We start from the raw sequence: 2,474 nt of genomic DNA, 5'->3' as shown, positions 1-2,474 counted from the left end.
CAGCAGCCGCGACGCTTGAGCAGCTCGGAAAACTGGTGCGAAATCGACGCGCCCAGTCTCGCATGCGCATCGACGACGCGGCTTCCCTCAGCGGTGTCTCCAGTGACGTGCTTTCGCGTTTGGAGAACGGCAAGCCGGTGACCGCGGACAAGCTCATCCTGGTGCTGGAGAGCCTGGGCCTGCGCATCCTCGTTGTGCCCAAGACGGACATTCCTGCCATCGAAGCGGTGCTTGGCCATAGCTCTCCGAGCGAGGGTCGGTGATGGAAGGGTACATCCTCGACGTGTACGCGGGAGGCGTGCGCGTCGGCACGCTGGGCTATGACCAAGCTCAAGATGCCTTCCAGTTCGACTACGACACTGCATGGCTCGCGTTGCCAGGCCGGTACCCGCTCTCGCCACATCTGCCGTTGGAGGGCGGCGCGGCGCCGCACGCCATTCGCCGTTTCCTGGAGAACCTGCTCCCTGAAGGTGAGGCGCTGGCCGTGGCGGCCGATGATGCTCGCGTGGCGCGCAACAACGTCTTCGGGCTTCTTCGCCACCTCGGGCATGAGACCGCTGGCGCGCTGAGCTTTGTGGCCGCCGGCCAGGTGCTGGCTGAGCAGGAGCCGCTGCGCCGGCAACTGCCGTTCGAAGAGCTGCAGGCACGGATCGACAACCGCGCGAACGAACCCTTCAACCGGTGGGACGGCAAAGTGCGCATGTCCATCGCTGGGCACCAGGACAAGCTTCTGGTGGCCATCGAAGAAGGAAAACTGTTCCTGGTCGACGGGGCACTGTCGTCCACGCACATCCTCAAGCCAGAGCCGGCGCGCGAGGCGGCACCTTTCATGGTGGCCAACGAGCATTTCTTCATGCAGCTGGCCAATCGCATCAGCATGCGGCGCTGGAAAGCGCCTTGCGCCGCGCAGGTGAACATCCTGCGGGTGCCGTCGCCGGTGTTGAGCATCGAGCGATTCGACCGGCGCAGGACGCCGGGCGGAGTCGAGCGGCTGCACATCGTTGATGGGTGCCAGGCGCTGGACTTGTCGGTGAGTGCGAAGTACGAGCGCAACGTGGGGGATCAACCGGACGTGCGGCACATTCGCGATGGAGCCAGTTTCGAAAAGCTCGGCACGCTCAGGCCCGGGTTCGTCGAACCAGCGCTCGCGATGCAGCGGCTGGTGCTTTGGGCCGTCACAACCCTGCTCTTCGGCAACAGCGATTCGCACGGCAAGAACATCTCTTTCTTTGTCGACCGCACAGGGCTCACCCCGACACCGCTGTATGACCTGGTGAGCGTCGTTCAGTACGCGTCGTTCCATCACGACCTGGCGATGGCATTCGGGGACGAGTTCGAACTGGATGCCGTGCGTTCTTTCGCACTCGCCGACTTCTGCGTGCGCATGGGCGTTGACCGCAAGTACGTTGCACGCGAGCTGACGCGACTCTGCGAGTTCGCCCTTCAAGAGGCGCCGGCGCAGGCGGCGGACCCCGCGTATACGGGAGAGGAAGTCGCCTTCGTTCAGAACCTTGCCCAGTTCGTGGCCACGCGAGCGCAGGCCTTGTTGGCCATGGCGCGCGACATCCCGAAATTCGCTGCGGACAACTTCTAGTCGTCGACGTCGCAAGACTTAGAGCAGCCGCTCTTTGCAGCACCGCCATAGGGCAGAATGCGCGCGGCGGGAGGCACCGGAGCGAGGATGACCGATTCCCTATTGCAAGAACAACAGACGATAGTCCACCAGAAGCTCGGGCGCTTCATGCTTCGAGTGCAGCGATACGAGATGCTGCTGAAGGCCTTGGTCATCGATAGCGTCGCTTTCGGGACGGTCGAAACGGAGCCTGGGCGACCGCGCTAGATGAGCCCCGTCGTTGTTGGGTGCGGAGGAGCCGCGCCGGACCTAACAGGCGTACGGAGGCCAGCGTCCTGCAGGGAGGAGGGCTCGGAGCAACTGGCGCTGCTGCGCCACAGGGGAAAGGGGCGCCGTGGGCGCAGCGTCGAGCACATCTGGCACGGCGGCGTAGAAGTCGACAGGGAAGCACAAGGACGGATGTCGCCTCCTCGTTTGTGCCGCGCAACCACTGGCCGCCGCCAGGAGCCGCCACTCGAGCACCGTCGGCTGGGCCTGGAGCAACTCGGTGAGGGAGCGAGCAGGGCAGCCCCCACCGGGAAGTTCCGCGTCCAGGGTTGGGTAGCCGCTGGCCACAACCCGGGTGACAGGCGACTCAAGGACGACGAGGCTGTCGTCGAAGGCTGGCTCGAGAGGGAAAAGGGCACCTATTGATATTTTCGTAAATCATGACAACCGCTGAGCGCATCGAGCGTTATGTCTCCAGGAACAATGCTGGAGAATATTGGCGTGGTGCAAAAGCGATTGAGCGAGGCGGCGAAGAAGCGATTGCGGGCGGGGCGAATGCTGCTGGCCGGCAAGAGTTGCGCCGATGCGGCCCTGGCCGTCGGGGTGGCTCGGCAAACCGTGTACACATGGAAGC

The 2,474-nt window shown here is 64.1% G+C and carries 3 protein-coding genes; all 3 read left to right on the top strand.

From position 1 onward, the window contains the following. On the top strand, positions 1-263 hold a 263-nt coding region (locus tag AC1DY5_RS51315), incomplete at its 5' end, for a helix-turn-helix domain-containing protein (RefSeq protein WP_478121963.1). Then, entirely contained in the window at positions 263-1,594 is a 1,332-nt protein-coding gene (locus tag AC1DY5_RS51310; protein WP_478121962.1) for a HipA domain-containing protein, read from the top strand. The genes AC1DY5_RS51315 and AC1DY5_RS51310, both read left to right, overlap by 1 nt. 747 nt (positions 1,595-2,341) lie before the next feature. Then, positions 2,342-2,474: helix-turn-helix domain-containing protein (locus AC1DY5_RS51305; RefSeq protein WP_478121964.1), on the top strand; the 133-nt coding region annotated here is incomplete at its 3' end.

The sequence above is a fragment of the Variovorax sp. P4_D9 genome (assembly GCF_056401695.1).
The sequence above is the reverse complement of the archived record's forward strand: the minus strand, read 5'-3'. Positions and strand labels throughout refer to the sequence as shown.

Excerpts from the sequence above, each read along its gene's own strand:
- AC1DY5_RS51310 (WP_478121962.1), top strand. The coding sequence starts at position 263 with ATGGAAGGGTACATCCTCGACGTGTACGCGGGAGGCGTGCGCGTCGGC.